Annotated in this window: 15 protein-coding genes; 12 read left to right on the top strand and 3 right to left on the bottom strand. The window is 44.1% G+C overall.

What is annotated here, in order from left to right; translation table 11 throughout:
* Positions 1-99 precede the first annotated feature (99 nt).
* Complete coding sequence (locus F6K46_RS19010) at positions 100-663, bottom strand: protein kinase (RefSeq protein WP_293060673.1); 564 nt, start codon at positions 661-663, stop codon at positions 100-102.
* A gap of 347 nt (positions 664-1,010) precedes the next feature.
* Here F6K46_RS19010 and nuoH point away from each other — a divergent pair, with 347 nt between their 5' ends.
* The 4 genes from nuoH (at position 1,011) to nuoK (ending at position 4,300) form a co-directional block, all read left to right on the top strand.
* Positions 1,011-2,129: an NADH-quinone oxidoreductase subunit NuoH gene (gene nuoH / locus F6K46_RS19005; RefSeq protein ID WP_071103183.1), complete on the top strand. Its 1,119-nt coding sequence runs from the start codon at positions 1,011-1,013 to the stop codon at positions 2,127-2,129.
* Positions 2,130-2,319: 190 nt separating this feature from the next.
* Entirely contained in the window at positions 2,320-2,922 is a 603-nt protein-coding gene (gene ndhI, locus F6K46_RS19000) for an NAD(P)H-quinone oxidoreductase subunit I (RefSeq protein WP_293060680.1), read from the top strand.
* A 329-nt stretch (positions 2,923-3,251) separates the two neighbouring features.
* The gene (locus F6K46_RS18995) at positions 3,252-3,866 is read left to right on the top strand and encodes an NADH-quinone oxidoreductase subunit J (protein WP_075897486.1); all 615 of its coding nucleotides are present in this window, start codon (positions 3,252-3,254) and stop codon (positions 3,864-3,866) included.
* Between the two features lie 122 nt (positions 3,867-3,988).
* Entirely contained in the window at positions 3,989-4,300 is a 312-nt protein-coding gene (nuoK, locus tag F6K46_RS18990) for an NADH-quinone oxidoreductase subunit NuoK (RefSeq protein ID WP_071103186.1), read from the top strand.
* A gap of 22 nt (positions 4,301-4,322) precedes the next feature.
* Here nuoK and F6K46_RS18985 read toward each other — a convergent pair whose 3' ends face one another.
* Positions 4,323-5,549 (bottom strand): transposase, encoded by a 1,227-nt coding sequence (locus tag F6K46_RS18985; protein ID WP_293060669.1) that lies wholly within the window; start codon positions 5,547-5,549, stop codon positions 4,323-4,325.
* 556 nt (positions 5,550-6,105) lie between these two features.
* Between F6K46_RS18985 and F6K46_RS18980 the strand changes: the two genes are divergently transcribed.
* The 6 genes from F6K46_RS18980 (at position 6,106) to F6K46_RS18955 (ending at position 11,152) form a co-directional block, all read left to right on the top strand.
* A complete protein-coding gene (locus tag F6K46_RS18980; protein WP_293060667.1) occupies positions 6,106-6,798 on the top strand; it encodes a rhomboid family intramembrane serine protease in 693 nt (230 codons plus the stop codon).
* A 407-nt stretch (positions 6,799-7,205) separates the two neighbouring features.
* Entirely contained in the window at positions 7,206-8,612 is a 1,407-nt protein-coding gene (gene leuC / locus F6K46_RS18975; RefSeq protein ID WP_293060665.1) for a 3-isopropylmalate dehydratase large subunit, read from the top strand.
* Between the two features lie 11 nt (positions 8,613-8,623).
* Positions 8,624-9,226, top strand: coding sequence for a 3-isopropylmalate dehydratase small subunit (leuD, locus tag F6K46_RS18970; RefSeq protein ID WP_075897492.1), 603 nt, complete (start codon positions 8,624-8,626; stop codon positions 9,224-9,226).
* 158 nt (positions 9,227-9,384) lie between these two features.
* Entirely contained in the window at positions 9,385-9,609 is a 225-nt protein-coding gene (locus F6K46_RS18965; RefSeq protein WP_075897494.1) for a hypothetical protein, read from the top strand.
* Between the two features lie 124 nt (positions 9,610-9,733).
* A complete protein-coding gene (locus F6K46_RS18960; protein ID WP_293117243.1) occupies positions 9,734-10,684 on the top strand; it encodes an N-acetylmuramoyl-L-alanine amidase-like domain-containing protein in 951 nt (316 codons plus the stop codon).
* Between the two features lie 72 nt (positions 10,685-10,756).
* Positions 10,757-11,152, top strand: coding sequence for a hypothetical protein (locus F6K46_RS18955; protein WP_293060659.1), 396 nt, complete (start codon positions 10,757-10,759; stop codon positions 11,150-11,152).
* A gap of 217 nt (positions 11,153-11,369) precedes the next feature.
* Here the strand turns inward: F6K46_RS18955 and F6K46_RS18950 are convergent, their stop codons facing one another.
* Complete coding sequence (locus tag F6K46_RS18950; protein ID WP_293060678.1) at positions 11,370-12,383, bottom strand: type I glyceraldehyde-3-phosphate dehydrogenase; 1,014 nt, start codon at positions 12,381-12,383, stop codon at positions 11,370-11,372.
* 627 nt (positions 12,384-13,010) lie between these two features.
* Between F6K46_RS18950 and murC the strand changes: the two genes are divergently transcribed.
* Together murC and murB are read left to right on the top strand one after the other, a co-directional pair.
* Positions 13,011-14,558, top strand: a complete 1,548-nt coding sequence (gene murC / locus F6K46_RS18945) for a UDP-N-acetylmuramate--L-alanine ligase (RefSeq protein WP_293060657.1) — start codon at positions 13,011-13,013, stop codon at positions 14,556-14,558.
* Positions 14,559-14,764: 206 nt separating this feature from the next.
* A complete protein-coding gene (gene murB, locus F6K46_RS18940; protein WP_293060655.1) occupies positions 14,765-15,751 on the top strand; it encodes a UDP-N-acetylmuramate dehydrogenase in 987 nt (328 codons plus the stop codon).
* Positions 15,752-16,070 lie beyond the last annotated feature (319 nt).

The raw sequence follows: 16,070 nt of genomic DNA, 5'->3' as shown, positions 1-16,070 counted from the left end.
CCTGGCTCATACTGCTGCGGTTGCGCCTGTCGAGTCCTTCGGTTTTTTCTCTCAAAACACTGCTACAGGACAGCTTGGGTTAAAAAACTCTTCCCCATTCTATCGTCTTTCTATAAGAGCCGCACCCAAATCAATTAATACTAGTTGTCCATCTGGACGCAAAATAATATTAGAAGGTTTGATATCTCGATGGAAAAAGTTTTCCTGATGAACTGCTTGGAGAATATCAACGATTTGAAATAACCAATCCAAGGCTAATTTTTCATCAATTGGGCGATTTCCTCGTTTTTCTTGATACTCCTCTAAATTAAGCCCAGAGATTTTTTCCATAACCAAACAGTATAGGGGGGTTTGGTGGTTTCTGGGAAAGAAGGTAAAATTTTCCTCTGCTTTAGGAATACCTGGGTGATTGAGCTGAGTCAGAACTCTGGCTTCTTGCTCAAAAAGTTCTACAGCTTTAGGTTCATCGTTAATCAAAATTTTGAGAACCTTGGCAATTCCCTTGTGAGTCACCTCATAGATTCGTCCAAAGCCACCTTCTCCAAGTAATCGGCTGACCCGATAACGTCCCGCCAGCAATAACTCAGAACCGCAGCTTGAGCAGAATAGGTCTGTATCAGGGTTACGGGGCTGAGGACACCCAGGATTTATGCACAGGCTCATTGGGGTCAAAGATGGGTCGATGTACTTGAAAGTTTAGCTTGAAGTCTGTTAAGTAGAAGTTTGAAGTAGAAATGTGTTCGCGTAGCGTGGCCTAAGCGGTATCAATACAGCGCGATCGCACTCCCATCCAATTGGTGATGAACCCTATATATAAAAACAATAGCGATAGAGCTATCCTAGCAATGCTTTAGGTCTAGGATAGACAAGGAGTGATTGGGTGATGGGGAGAAATTCAGCTCTCAAGTATATACTAGACACTGAAGTTCTCAAAAAATCTTCATAAAGAAACTTATACCCACTGATACCAGCGGTATCGATGGTCTCAATGATAACCTTCATGGGAAAATATGAATCCAGGAATTGACCTCCAAAGCAGTTTTATTCAATCGCTAAGTGATCTAGGCATCCCCGCTGGTGCAGCTAAAGCCATTTGGATGCCATTACCCCTATTTCTAATGATTACCGTTGCCACCGTAGGGGTTTTGGTAGTGGTCTGGTTAGAACGAAAAATTTCTGCTGCTGCTCAACAGCGCATTGGTCCAGAATACGCTGGACCTCTAGGGGTACTCCAGCCTGTAGCAGATGGCATCAAACTCGTCTTCAAAGAAGATGTTATTCCAGCCAAATCTGATTCTTTATTATTCACCCTCGGACCAATCCTGGTTGTACTGCCTGTATTTATCTCCTACCTAATTGTACCGTTTGGACAAAACTTGGTAATTACCAATGTGGGCACAGGCATATTCCTGTGGATTGCTTTGTCGAGCATTCAGCCGATTGGTTTGTTAATGTCTGGCTACGCCTCTAATAATAAGTATTCCTTACTCGGAGGCTTAAGAGCTGCAGCTCAGTCTATCAGCTACGAGATTCCTCTAGCATTAGCGGTTCTAGCTGTTGTCATGATGTCCAACAGCCTCAGCACCATTGACATCGTTGATCAGCAATCCGGATACGGCATTCTCGGTTGGAATGTCTGGCGTCAACCAGTAGGTTTCCTAATTTTTTGGATTTCGGCCTTGGCAGAATGCGAGCGACTCCCCTTTGACTTACCCGAAGCAGAAGAAGAACTGGTAGCTGGGTATCAGACAGAATACGCCGGGATGAAATTTGGTTTGTTCTATGTTGGTTCCTACGTCAATCTCGTGTTGTCTGCCTTGCTCGTAGCAGTGCTCTATCTGGGTGGGTGGGAGTTCCCCATTCCTCTGGATAAACTCGCCGGCTGGCTAGGGGTGAGTGAAACCAGTTCCTGGTTGCAGGTGATTACTGCTTCTTTAGGGATTACCATGACCCTGCTCAAGGCTTACTTCCTGATCTTTACAGCTATTCTGTTACGCTGGACACTGCCTCGGGTTCGGATTGACCAATTGCTTAACTTAGGCTGGAAGTTTCTACTACCAGTAGCTTTGGTAAATCTTCTATTAACTGCTGCTCTTAAATTGGCATTTCCAATTGCCTTTGGTGGTTAGTTATTAGTTATATCAAGTCTGTTTAATTTATAATTTTTGAGTAAAAAAAACAGTATAAATCCATACTCATAAGTAGTAAAACGGACAGGATATAATTAGGAAAAAGTCCATAATTGAGAATTCATAAATCAGTACCACAATACTCAGCAATACAATCAAGACAAGAGAGAGACACTAAACTATTATTATGCTGAAGTTCCTCAAACAGGTTGGCGACTACGCTAAAGAAACTGTGCAGGCTGCTCGCTACATTGGTCAAGGGATATCGGTGACTTTTGATCACATGCAACGGCGTCCCATTACAGTACAATACCCTTACGAAAAACTAATCCCCTCTGAGCGCTATCGCGGTCGGATTCATTTTGAATTTGATAAGTGTATTTCCTGCGAAGTCTGTGTGCGGGTTTGTCCGATTAACTTGCCAGTGGTAGATTACGAGTTTGATAAAGCTACTAAGAAGAAAAATCTCAAGCACTACAGTATAGATTTCGGAGTTTGTATTTTCTGTGCTAACTGCATTGAATACTGCCCCACTAACTGTCTATCAGCGACGGAAGAGTATGAAATTTCTACCTACGACCGTCATGAGTTGAACTATGATAATGTAGCCCTGGGACGCCTCCCCTATAAAGTTACCCAAGACCCGATGGTAACTCCTCTACGGGAATTGGCTTATCTACCAAAAGGGGTTATGGATCCTCATGATTTGCCAGCAGGTTCTCAACGGGCTGGTATGCGTCCAGAGGAAATTCTCGAGCAAATGGAATCAAAGGAAGAAGACGTTAAGAGTTAGTTCTTAGTCATTGGTCTTTTCGAGGTTAAACGCGATCGCGTGGCCTATTGGCCAAGGTTGACAGTTAATGGTTAAAGGTTAAGGCTTGAATGTTGAATGTTCAAGGTTGAAAGCGCTCCCGTGGGCTATGGGCCAAGGTTTTTCGCCTTTGGCGTTCGGTCAAGGGTAGGTTGGAAACGCTCCCGTGGGCTATGGGCCAAGGTTAACTATCAAAATAGTTAATACTAACTGTTAACTAGTGGCGGTTAACTAGTGAATGTTGACTGTGACCAATGACTTATAACTAATCACGATTAGCAAAAAATATATCACGAGGAGATAAGTTAAACATGAATCTAGCCCAAGGGGTTCAGATAATTTCTGTTGCCATACTATCGGTGATGATGATTGGGGCGGCTTTAGGGGTTGTCCTTCTTTCCAACATTGTATACTCAGCGTTTTTACTGGCTGGTGTTTTCATCGGTATTTCTGGATTGTATATTCTCCTAAATGCTGACTTCGTGGCAGCAGCACAGATATTAATCTATGTTGGGGCGGTCAATGTCCTAATTTTATTTGCCATCATGTTGGTGAATAAGCGAGAGGATTTTACACCAATGACTAAGCGCTGGGTGCGCACTGGGTCAACGGCTATAGTCTGTATTGGTTTGTTTGCGCTTCTGAGTACAATGGTTTTGGTAACGCCATGGTCAGTCGAAATTGAGCCAGCTATGGTTGTTACTAATACTGCTGTGGAGATTGGTCAGCATTTTTTCAGTGACTTTTTATTGCCGTTTGAGCTAGCTTCTGTACTTTTGTTAATGGCAATGGTAGGGGCAATTATCATAGCTCGTCGGGATTATATTCCTGAGGAATTGGTGTCGAGAGATCAGGAAATTGCTACAGCTTTGACATTACCTGAGCGTCCTCGGGAGCTTGCTTCTGTCCCAGGTGATTCTAAATAAGACAACAGTTTAGTGTTTGTTAGTGTTTGGTTGAAGGTTGACTGTCAACGAGCAAGGAGCAAAAATCAACCATTAATTACCCATTGAAAAGCTACTATTACCTACATAAAACATCATAATTTATGGAACTTCAACTCCAATACTTTTTACTGCTTGCTGCGGCTTTGTTTTGCATCGGGATTTATGGTCTAGTGACTAGCCGCAATGCCGTGCGGGTGCTGATGTCCATTGAGCTAATGCTGAATGCGGTGAACCTGAATTTAATGGGGTTCTCTAATTTTCTAGACTCAGCAGGGATTAAGGGTCAAGTTTTTACTGTGTTTGTAATTACCGTAGCAGCTGCAGAAGCGGCGGTGGGTTTAGCTATTGTGCTGTCGATATATCGTAATCGGGATACGGTGGATATGGAACAATTTAATCTGCTGAAGTGGTAGATTCACCAAAAGGTGACAGCTCCTACACTGACCTTGCAGGTTCAGTGTAGGCTTCCCAGCCAATCCGGGTATCCCTTAGGAGGCGCTGGGCTTTAAGAACGGACTGCCCTTCCGCTCTATTTCGGATGTTGATCGCAGCATTATGATCGCGATCCAAGCTGCACCCACAATGGGGACAATCGTGCCAACGGACATGCAGCTTTTTAGGGACTTTTTTTCCGCAATTGCAACAATCCTGCGAAGTATCTCGGGAACTTACTGGAACCGCCAACAAACCAGCATTTAAGGCTTTGCTTGTCAGGATTGTCAGAAAGCTTGACCACCCGGCATCCAATACAGATAATGCCAATCGGGATTTAGCCAGTCCTTTGACGTTTAATTTTTCGTGAGCTATTACGTCATACTTTGAAAGCAAATAATTAGCGCTTTTAAAATGGAAATCCTTCCGTTTATCCGCTACTTTTTTATGCTGTCTTCCAAGTTGCTTGATAGCTTTGAGTCTGTTTTTACCCCCTTTTTTTCTCCGAGACACACGCTTCTGAATTACTTTCAGACGTTTTTGTGACTTTCTGTAATATTGGGGGATTTCAATCGTCTCGCCTTCGGATGTGGTTAAAAACTCTTTAAGTCCAACATCAATGCCAACTATTGAGTCGGGGTTAATATCAGGTTTGACCTCAGGAACTGTTTCGTCCTCTAGGGATAGTACCAGGTAATAGCCATCACACTTTTTAATTATCGAAGCTGTCTTAATCTTGAATTCTTCAGGAATAGGGCGATGCAGTATAACCTTAACCTTTCCTATCTTTGGTAGGTTGATCAGATTGTCCTCTAAACACCCTTCCTTCATTTGGGGATAAGTAAACGTGCGATAGCGGTGTTTCTTTTTAAATCTGGGTCTGCCGCTTCTATTCCCGTTCTTGTCTCCTTTGATAAATCGATCAAAAGTTAACTTGACCCTTTTTACAACATCCTGAAGTACCTGGGAGTGTATGTCTTTGTACCAAGGGTGAGTTTTTTTGAGATTAGGTAAAGTCTTTTTTTGACTGTAGTAATCTGGGTTATCTCTTAACTCAGCAAGGTGACAAACAAGGGGACAAGCATTTCTGGGACAACGATTCTGTTCGTACCAGGAAAACCGGTCAGCCAATAAGTAATTGTACTGGGAGCATAGCATAGAAAGCCAATGATCTATTTTTGCCCTTTGTTGTTTTGTTGGCTTTAATCGATATTGATATGCAATTTTCACGCTTGCTTACCCTTGTTTATCGACTTATAATAACACAATTACTGCCAAATGGCAAGCGAAAATGAAAAATAAAAAATTAACAATTAGAGTTACAAATTTTGAAAGAAGGCAGTTAGAGCAGGAAGCAAATCGACCTGGAATGACCCAATCCGAATTAATTAGAAGTTTGATAGCTCGTTTCCCCGTTCGCGTAGGGTCGGCCGTAAGCCACATCCAAGGGACCCTGTCCGCGATTCATCCCACACTCATGCTGCCCATTGAGATGTGGGGCTTCTCGCGAAAGAAGCTAAATAGAATATGGCGTTGCTCAATTGTGGCATGATTGAGGGTAACTGGTAACTGGTAACTGACACTGATTGAGGGGGGCTTGGGTAGATTCCTACTCCCTACTCCGTTCGCGTTTGGCCTTCGGCCACAAGCGTGGCTGACGGCCTTAGCTCCCTACTCCCTAAGCTCGACTCCTAGTAAGTACCTCAACTAATTGAAATTAATTGAGAACTGCTATCAAAGATGCAAGTCTGGTGTTAATATTTCGGTGAACTCATAGAAACTACTTATGGTACCCCTAAGAGACGAAAACCCAATCACAATCACGCCATATATTACGATACTTCTGATTATTATTAATATTTTAGTATTTATATATGAACTTAGCTTAAATAAACCAGAACTAGACACGTTTTTTAGGCTTTATGCTGTGGTACCTAGGGAGTTAACCGCTAGCTTCGAGGGTTTTCCTGTGGGCCAGCCTGTGCCAGAACCCTTGACTCTCATCACATCCCAATTTCTCCATGCTGGCTTTCTTCATGTTGGCTCCAATATGTTATTTTTGTGGATTTTTGGTAACAACATTGAAGAAAAACTTGGGGGGATAAGGTTCTTAATTTTTTATCTCACTTGTGGGGCTTTAGCCGCGTTAGCCCAATGGTTTTTTTCAGCTCTATCTCCTATCCCTGCTTTAGGAGCTAGTGGAGCAATTGCTGGAGTGATGGGTGCCTATATTCTCAGGTTTCCTAATGCTAAAATCCTGACTCTAGTGCCCCTATTTTTCATATTTTTCGTAGCTAGGATACCAGCTGTATTTTATCTAGGGTTTTGGTTTCTACAGCAAGCGTTTAATGGCATAGCTAGTCTGGGAGCCCAGGCTCAAGTGGGAATGGAGGGGGGAGGAATTGCTTACTGGGCTCATGCTGGTGGATTTGTGTTCGGAGCTATCCTTGGTCCAATCTTAGGTTTATTTGATGATTAGTCATTGGTGGGGAGGCGTAAGCATTCAGCGGTCAGCAGTCAGCAGTCAGCAGTCAGCGGTCAGCGGTCAGCAGTCAGCAGTCAGCTTTCCGTAACACAGATTAAACAAATGCTTACCGGTTTTATTCACTGGTTTTATTCAAAAGCTGTTATCGTAGGTTGCCCATAGCCCATAAGCTAAATGCTGATCGCTAATGGCACCTCAAGTACCGTGGCACAGGCCACAAGCGCTGTGATGTAGCCCATAAGCTGATAGCTGATAGCTGAATACTTATGGGGACGCTGTTAATTTTTTTACCAAGATTGTCAAATATGTGTTGAAAAGAACATATTTTAGAATAGAATGTAGAATCTGGGGATAAAATACATTACCCCTGTCTTGGATTCCAGGTAAGAAGCCTTTTCTAAATGAGCGCGAGAACACTGTTTGACAAAGTTTGGGATTTACATAGTGTTGGCACGTTGCCTTCGGGTCAGACTCAACTATTTATTGGTTTACACTTAATTCACGAGGTTACCAGTCCCCAAGCCTTTGCGATGCTGCGGGAACGGGGATTGAAGGTGCTGTTTCCAGAACGAACCGTGGCAACGGTAGACCATATTGTTCCGACGGAAAACCAAGCTCGTCCGTTTGCTGATGTCTTAGCAGAGGAGATGATGCAAGCGTTGGAAAACAGTAGTAAGGAGTTTGGGATTCGATTTTATAATATCGGCTCTGGGAATCAGGGCATTGTCCATGTGATTGCTCCGGAACAAGGGTTGACTCAGCCAGGCATGACGGTGGCCTGTGGAGATTCCCATACGTCTACTCATGGTGCGTTTGGTGCGATCGCATTTGGCATTGGTACTTCTCAAGTCCGTGATGTCTTAGCTTCCCAAACCTTGGCCTTGTCTAAGCTTAAGGTTCGCAAAATAGAGGTGAATGGTAGTTTACGCCCAGGAGTTTACCCGAAAGATGTAATCTTACACATCATCCGGACGTTGGGGGTCAAAGGTGGAGTTGGCTATGCCTATGAATATGCTGGTACTACCTTTGATCAGATGTCGATGGAAGGACGGATGACTGTGTGTAATATGTCCATCGAGGGGGGCGCTCGGTGCGGCTACGTTAACCCGGATCAGGTAACGTTTGATTATCTTAAGGGCAAAGATTTTGCTCCCAAGGGCGCAGATTGGGATCAGGCGGTGGCTTGGTGGAACAGTATCCGGTCCGATCAAGATGCGGTATATGATGATGTGGTTAGGTTTGAGGCGGCGGACATTGCGCCTACAGTGACCTGGGGGATTACACCGGGTCAAGGAATTGCCGTTAATGAAACTATTCCGATACCGGAGAGTTTGCCAGAAACAGAAAGAGCGATCGCACAACAAGCCTATGAGTACATGCAGCTAACTCCAGGCACAGAAATTCAAGGCACAAAGGTGGATGTGTGTTTTATAGGTAGCTGCACCAATGGTAGACTGACTGACCTGCGAGAAGCCGCTAAATTTGCTCAAGGTCATCATGTGGCTGAGGGAGTCAAAGCCTTTGTGGTTCCAGGTTCGGAACGGGTCAAGCAAGAAGCGGAAGCAGAAGGACTCGATCAAGTCTTTGTGGAGGCTGGGTTTGAGTGGCGAGAGCCCGGATGCTCAATGTGTTTGGCAATGAATCCGGACAAACTCCAAGGGAGTCAGATTAGTGCTTCCTCTTCTAACCGTAATTTTAAAGGTCGTCAGGGGTCTTCCACAGGACGGACGTTGTTGATGAGTCCAGCAATGGTTGTAGCCGCAGCGGTTAAAGGGGAAGTGGCTGATGTTCGGGAGTTGATGGTATAGGAGCAGGTCTGATGAGTAGTGAAGTAAAGATGATTACCGGAACAGGAATTCCTGTAGTAGGGAATGATATCGACACCGACCGGATTATCCCAGCTCGATTTTTGCGCTGTGTGACCTTTGATGGTCTCGGACAACAGGTTTTTGTTGATGACCGCGCTCAAGCTAACGGACAACATCCCTTTGACCAACCCCAGTATCAAGGTGCAACGGTTTTAGTAGTAAATGGTAACTTTGGCTGTGGATCTTCACGGGAACATGCCCCTCAAGCGATCGCAAGATGGGGGATTCAAGGTATTGTCGGAGAGAGTTTTGCCGAAATCTTTTTTGGTAACTGCTTGGCGATGGGGCTTCCCTGTGTCACAGCTGACTCAGAAACCGTGAAGCAATTACAAACAAGCCTCCATCAGAATCCTGAAATCCCGATGACCTTGGATTTGGAAGAGATGCAAGTCTATTGTGGTGAGTTGCAGGCTTCTGTGTTTATGGAGGATGGACCAAGAAACATGCTGCTGACTGGGACTTGGGATACTTGTGGACAACTGGTTGCTCAAGTAGAAGCGATTCGGGCGACAGCGGCTAGGTTGCCTTATATGGATTGGGGAGTTGTTTCCTAGTAGCCGATTAACTAGTAGCTGGTTAACTAGACATCACTTGAGAATAGATCACAACATTTTGATCTATTGTTGTATAAACTCAAGTGATGTCAACTATTATACAAATGTTAAATTAGTTCCTAGCCAGTCACAAGCCTCTAAAGCAGAATATCTAAACAATGAAAGAACAACTAGAGAAACGTCTTCAACAACTCAAAGCTGAGTACGAATCTGGTCAAAAAGTTTTGGCTGAATTAGAAACTAAGCAAGCTAATGTCAAGCAAACGTTGCTGCGGATCGCTGGCGCGATTCAAGTGTTAGAAGAAGAATTGGCCAACGTTGAACAGGAAAATAATTTTGTGGACCCTAAAGTGGCTAGTGAAATAGTTAACACTGACCAGTGAATAGATATGGGTTAACAGATCAAAAGTGGTTCTCCCTTGGCGTTCGGTTTAGGTTAGGTTTATAGGTTTAAGAATGAAAAAAAGCTTGAGGCTAGCTGCGCTTTTGTATATACTCACGTGTTGTGTGGCTTCTGGTTTAGAATCTCAAGCTACTGTTGAGTCCGAATCTGGTCAACTAGGCCATAAACGATTAATTACTAGCAAATTAATTACTAGCACTATATCCGAATCATTAAACGATCGGGCTGAGTCACTGATGATAGCCCAATTTCCCCTACCAGAAATTAGTGACCCAGCAGATAAAAAGCGTTTCGAGCAGGTGATGGAGTATGCGATCGCAAACCACTTGTCTGAGCGTCCGCTCCCAGAGATCATGCAAGCGATCGCACAGCAATTTTTGGGCGCAAGCTACAAAGCTCACTTATTAGACCAAGCTAGCCAAGAAACCCTAGTTATCACTCTCAATAAATTTGACTGCGTCCTCTTTGTCGAAACCATTCTAGCCCTAGCGCGAGGGATAGCCGTAAAGGATTATTCTCAACAGACCTTTGTAAATCACCTTCTTGACCAGCGTTATGGGGATGGTAATCTCAATGGTTATTGCAGCCGATTACACTATTTCTCTCAATGGATTGATGACAATCAGAGAAGGGGCACAGTTAAAAACATAGCGCTAGAGTTAGGAGGAGTATCCCGCCAGAAAACCCTCAACTACATGAGTAAACACAGGGGTAATTACCCATCTTTGGTCAGGTATGAGTCAAATTACCAGTGTATTGTAGCCATGGAAGCTAATCTGAAGCAGACAACTGTTAATTTCATTCCCCATGATCAGATTAGGAAAGCCTACAATCAACTGCAACCAGGGGATATTATTGGCATTGCTACTACTATTCCTGGTCTAGATGTCACCCACACTGGGTTAGTGTATCGTACTGCTGACGGGAATATCGGTTTTATTCATGCATCACCTGCTGGTAGAGTCACCATTGCCCGTGATTTACAACGGTATGCCAGACATGTTAGACATTCCCTTGGGATTGTAGTCGCTCGACCCGTTGATCCAGGTTTTTGATCCAGGTTTTCCGGTCAGTTTGTTATTGCCGCATTATCTGACTACAATGGACAAATCCAGTCTAGGGATGTCGTGCGTCTTCTTAAAATTGCGGCGGAAAAATCCATTTCCATTGATGATAAGAATTATTGGCAAGACCGAGTTCTAGCTCCCAAAGCAATTCGAGATTGTTTGGCTGACTGCAGCAAAGCAAAAATTACAGAAATAGAGGTAGAAAATGAACCGTTAAAAAAAGTATTTAATAAATTACGTCAATTAAAACCAGATAAGAAAAAAAGCCCTTTTAAACTAGAAAGTATTCGCTTATCTGCAGAACACATTAGCCTCCTTAAGGAAAATGGCGTCATTATCGCTGAAGGCGATAAGTATTACATTTCAGAAATATTTCGTTTAGGATTAGGGTTTTCCCAAAATGTTGGCAGACCAAAAATTATGGCTTTATATCGTCGAGCTAGACAAAGACTCTAGATGATGCTTATTAAGGGATTATTTACCTCTCCCCTCCTTCCAAGAAGGTGATTGAAACGGTTAAGGGAGCAGGGCTGTTTCAAAATCTAATAAGTTAGATTCAATAACTTAGAGCGAGAGAGGGGAATAAGTTCAACGTATTGGTTCAATGAACTATGAACCCTAACGAATCAACACTCTTCCCCAGTCTCTTGCTTTACGAACTAGGCTCTAACAACTAATTCGACCATTTTTGGGCAACTAACTCAGCCAAATCTACAACCCGCTGAGAGTATCCCCACTCATTGTCATACCAGGCAACTACCTTAACCATATCGCCACCCATGACCATAGTTAAGCTAGAATCCACAATTGAGGAAGCATCATGACCCCTGTAATCACAGGAAACAAGAGGTTCGTCGCCGTAAGCCAAAATTCCCTTGAGTGGACCTTCAGCTGCTTCTTTGAGGACTTGATTGACCTGCTCAGCAATGGTACTTTTCTCCACTTGAACTACCAAGTCAACGATAGATACATTGGGAGTTGGTACCCGCAAAGCGATACCATTGAGTTTCCCTTTCAGTTCAGGAATCACTAGGGCTACTGCTTTAGCCGCACCAGTGGAGGTAGGGACAATGTTGAGCGCTGCTGCCCGAGCCCGACGTACATCCCGGTGGCTGGCATCAAGAAGCCGCTGGTCACCAGTGTAGCTGTGGGTTGTGGTCATTGTTCCTTTGATAATGCCAAACTGTTGATGCAGTACTTTGGCAAAGGGAGCTAGACAGTTGGTAGTACAGCTAGCATTGCTAATCACATTATTTCCTTCGTCGATGTAGTCTTCGTGATTAACACCCATGACGTAGGTGGGGACGTCTCCTTTGCCAGGAGCAGTGATGAGCACTTTCTTCGCACCAGCAGCTATATGCTTGCCAGCCCCATCTTGATCTCGGAAGACACCAGTCGCTTCGATAACTAGGTCAACACCCCAAGAGTCCCAGGGCAAGTTCAAGGGGTTCCGGTCGGATACACACTTGACAGTTTTTCCATTAGCTGTTATGGAATTTTCATCACAACTGATATCTGCATCAAGTTTGCCCAGCATTGAGTCGTATTTGAGCAGATGGGCATTTGTCTTGGGATCAGAGGTATCATTGATTCCCACTATCTCTAACTGGCTATTCTCCCGAGTCAGCCAGCATCTCATAAAGTTGCGTCCGATGCGTCCAAAACCATTGATCGCTACTCTAATCACTGCTTCTTGCCCTCTGTAATTCAAAGTAAATATTTTCTTAATGATTCTAATAATATCGCAAAGGTTGAAACAATTTGAAACTTTTACTGAACTAATCTGGTTTGATGTACTCCTTTTAAAGCTAGATGGGTATACTTATCTCCAAAGCTGGAGGTTTTGGCAGCAGAGTCCCCTCTGGGCATGGCACAGATCTGATATTGCTTCGGCAACCTGATTTTACTCACGCCATGTCTTCATGCAGTCGCTCCCAAAGCCCCTCTCCCCTAACCAGTCTCAAGCGATTAGTTTGGTATGTAAGTCCTAAACCCCCATGGTTAGGAGTGATGGAGATCAGCTCAAAAAATCACCACTAGCTCTGCTCTAGTGCTATTTTATGGGTGTTTATGGGTCTTAGGACGTTTTTCCGGATTGAGAACTCTTGTTGACGTGTAATATATACGACAATCGAGGTACTCAAAAATCAGTTATGTAACAGTTACGTTATCAAACTTCAGGTATTATTGTCTTAATTTACAGTACATATGTACTTATTTCCCAAAAATTATTCCTGGAATTGTTTTTTCCTGATATGATAGCGCGTGTTATTGGCAAATTAGGCGTGTGCGGTGTGGTGTGTAAGGAGTTAAAATGCCAAAGACTGTTGATTTCAGTAATAAACCATTTCATTTCATTGGTATTGGCGGAATTGGGATGTCAGCTCTTGCCTACATCCTAGCCAAACGCCAATTCCGAGTATCTGGCTCAGATACTCGGACAACCCATATCACGCAACGTTTGCAAGCAGTAGGTGCTCATATATTCAAACAGCAGTGTGCCGCCAACTTAGAATTTTTCCAATCCAGGAATGCACCAGCTTGTGAAGACGTAGCAGCTAAAACGGTTAGCACGAGTTTGAACCCAAAAGCGCTCACAGAAATATCACAATCAAGTCCGACTATATCTTTAGCCGAACCCTGTTTAGGCTTGCCTCAAGTTATCTGTTCCACAGCAATTAACCCATTAAACTCTGAGTATCAGGCAGCTTTAAAGCTAGGTTGCCCGATTTTCCATCGCTCAGATTTACTAGCGGCGTTGATTGAAGACTATTCCAGTATAGCAGTTGCTGGGACTCATGGGAAAACTACAACCAGTAGTTTGCTCGGTTATCTACTGTGGCAAGCGGGTTGTGACCCCACCATGATTATCGGTGGTGAGGTGGATGCTATCGGTGGTAATGCCAGGCTGGGAAATGGACCATTACTGGTTGCTGAGGCTGATGAATCCGATGGTTCGTTGGTTAAGCTCTCCGCCGAGATTGGTGTAGTCACCAATATTGAGCTGGATCATCCAGACCATTACCAGAAGTTAGAGGAGGTTGTTGAAATATTCCAGACGTTCGCGAAGCGCTGTAAAAATTTAGTGGGATGTATTGATTGCGAGACAGTGCGTACGCAACTAAAACCGAATATCAGCTATAGTCTACGGCGGGATATGGGAGCTGACTATAGCGTTGATGATGTAACTTATGAAGCTCATGGCACTAGCGCCAGAGTTTGGGAGGGGAATCAGGTTTTAGGTCGGTTGGAGCTGAAATTGCTAGGCAAACATAATCTCAGCAATGCCCTAGCCGCAGTAGCAGTAGGACGAAATTTGGGGTTGGAATTTGAGGCAATTGCTTCCGGGATCGCTAGCTTTGAGGGAGCCAAACGCCGATTTGAGCTGCGGGGCAAGTGCAATGATATTAGTTTTGTGGATGACTATGCTCACCACCCCAGTGAAATTCAGGCAACCCTATCTGCCGCAAGAATTCAGGTCAAACCTGACCAGCGAATAATTGCAATTTTCCAACCTCACCGATATAGTCGTACCCTGAGGTTTCTTCCCGAGTTTAGTGTTTCCTTTAGTAATGCTGACTTAGTGGTTATCAGTGATATCTACAGTGCTGGGGAACCAGATTTAGGAGAAATTAGTGGGGAAAACCTTTATCAGGCGATCGCATCTAACCATAAGGATGTGCATTACAAACCAACTCTCGAATCAGTGGTAGAGTTTCTCAACCAAATTCTGTGTCCTGGGGACTTAGCCCTATTCTTGGGAGCCGGTAATCTGAATCAGATTATTCCTAAGGTCATGGGGTTTTACCAACAGCCTGACAATGGCTTAGTTAACCAAAATTTAGCCCAAAAGCATCAATAATTGTGAATTAAGCTAGGGAATCTTAACTATAGACCTACCTCAGAAGGTCAGTATGATCTCAATCCTCTACTATCCTCGTGAATCAACTTTCCACGAACTATTCTGGGTACTCTAACCCCTAGCAACTTCAGCCAATTCCACTGCCAAAAACCAATCGGCATTATTTTCATTGCCTGTAGCTCCGAATCTCTACCCTGATTTTCCTGATGATAACTAGCGTGCTAACCCAGAAAAAAACTCCTTCCCAGTTACAGTTGTATATTCCAGGAACCAATTGTCCACTTCAGTCCCAGGTATCCTTAGCCAAACTCACCTCATTTCGTGTGGGAGGTCCAGCTCAGTGGTACGTCGCGCCTCGGAGCCTAGAAGATCTACAAGCTAGTTTCCAGTGGGCTCACTCCCAAAAATTACCCCTAACCCTATTAGGTGCCGGTTCCAACCTTCTAGTCAGCGATATCGGTTTGCCGGGTTTGGTAATTTGTACTCGCTATCTGCGCCATACTCACTTTGATGCAGATACAGGGAGAATTACCGCCAGTGCTGGTGTACCGATTGCCAGACTGGCATGGCAGGCTGCCAAACGAGGCTGGGAAGGGCTAGAGTGGGCTGTGGGCATACCTGGAACCGTTGGTGGTGCTGTGGTGATGAATGCTGGTGCCCACAAAAATTCCACAGCTGATATTCTGTTTCATACAGATGTTCTATCCCCTGATGGCTCAATAGCCCAACTCAGTAGCCAAGACCTAGGCTTTAGCTATCGCACCTCAATCCTTCAAGGTAGCGATCGCATAGTCAGCCAGGCAACATTTCAGTTAAAACCGGGTGCTGACCCAAAACAGGTGCGCTCATTGACATCGGATCATTTGGCAAGACGACACACTACCCAACCATACCACCTACCTAGCTGTGGCAGTGTGTTCCGCAATCCTGACCCCTATGCTGCTGGCTGGCTAATTGAACAAATTGGTCTAAAAGGCTACCAAATTGGTGGTGCTAGAATCGCTGAACGCCATGCCAACTTTATACTTAACTGTGGTGATGCTAAGGCTAGTGATATCTTCCGCATGATCCACCATATACAGGAGCAAGTAGAAAAGCACTGGTCACTGTGTTTAGAGCCAGAAGTGAGGATTTTAGGTGATTTTACCAAAAAACTAGCAGTTGAAAGCCCTATGTCTTTAGAGCAGGGATAAAAACCAGCGAGGGTATAAATTCCCTGCTATGGTTCCAGTGGATATCCCAAAACCGATCCTGTTGGAATATCAGTTCAAAGCTGATCAGCAACATGATCAATTTTTAGTTTATAGTTGTCCATGGCTAAACTAGAAAAGAACGGGAGGAAGTTAACTATATGACTTCAGCCCATGTATGAATAAGGACACCGGGAAGTTATTCCCCTATTTCCTGCTGCTTTTAAGGCCAGAAAAGGTCAAATAGCATCACAATAGATACACGATAGATACACAATAGATAAAGGTTAATCACCACAGGATTTCTAATGTCAGCGCACCC

It is taken from the genome of Moorena sp. SIO3E8 (genome assembly GCF_010692445.1).
Lineage (GTDB): Bacteria > Cyanobacteriota > Cyanobacteriia > Cyanobacteriales > Coleofasciculaceae > Moorena > Moorena bouillonii.
The sequence above is the reverse complement of the archived record's forward strand: the minus strand, read 5'-3'. Positions and strand labels throughout refer to the sequence as shown.